This is a genomic window from Delftia sp. ZNC0008 (assembly GCF_000799035.1).
In the GTDB taxonomy this organism is placed as follows: domain Bacteria; phylum Pseudomonadota; class Gammaproteobacteria; order Burkholderiales; family Burkholderiaceae_C; genus Comamonas; species Comamonas tsuruhatensis.
On record NZ_JTKZ01000418.1, the window covers coordinates 1 to 880 of the forward strand.

Below are 880 nucleotides of genomic sequence, written 5' to 3' on the forward strand. Positions count from 1 at the left end.
GCCCGCACCGCCCATCAGCAGCAGCATGGCCAGGGCCCAGCCCACCGCGCGCTTGCCCTCTGGCCCGCCCTGCTTCCACATGCGCTGCATCAACTCCAAGTAGCTGACGGAATAGGTCTTGAAGGTGAACAGCGTGCCGCCCACGGCGCCGCGTGCCCACTGGGGCTTGTTGGCCTTGGAATATACGAACTGGGTCTCCAGCACGGCCTTGCGCGCGAAGGCGCCTGGATCATCCATGCCCTGAGCCTTGGCGATGCGGAAGGCCGCGATGAAGGTGGAGCGCCGGTTGAACTGCTCGGCCAGGGCGAAGGGCTGGCCCCAGGCCACCTTGGCGCGCTCCCAGGCATTGCCGGCCGCCGCGCGAGCATCGCCAGACTTGGTGCCATCGCCCGAGCGCAGGCCGCCCGCTCCGCGCGCCTGGGCCATGAGCTGGTGCACTTCCTGTGGCGAGACCACGCCATCGTCCTCGGCCGTCTTAAGGGCATGGGCTAGATCCGATTCATAGCTGAAGCCCTTGTCCATCCAGGACCGGCCCATATCCTTCAGGGCCCGCGCCATCTGGCCGCTGGCCGCACGGATGCCGCCGAACTGGCTGAGCCAGGGTAGCGTCACCGCAAAGGGCTGGGTCATGTTGACCACGGCCGAGGCAAGCGAGCCGCCCAGGTACTGCGCGAACAGCATGCCGCGCACGGCCTGGCCCTCTTCCTGTGGATCGCGGATGTAGCTGCGCAGGCCCATGGCCAGGTCCTTCAGCTCGCCCTGCTCCTTCGGGATGTCGTTGATCGCGCGGTCCATAGTGCCGGCATTCAGGCCCGCCGCGCCCTGGCGCGCATTGCTGTAGATGAAGTTGGCCACCACGCGGCCCACGTCCTGGCTGTAG

1 protein-coding gene is annotated in these 880 nt (G+C 67.7%); it reads right to left on the minus strand.

What is annotated here, in order from left to right; all coding sequences use genetic code 11:
- The coding region (locus L995_RS13795) for a PLxRFG domain-containing protein (protein ID WP_047472307.1) at positions 1 to 880 on the minus strand (880 nt) is incomplete at both ends.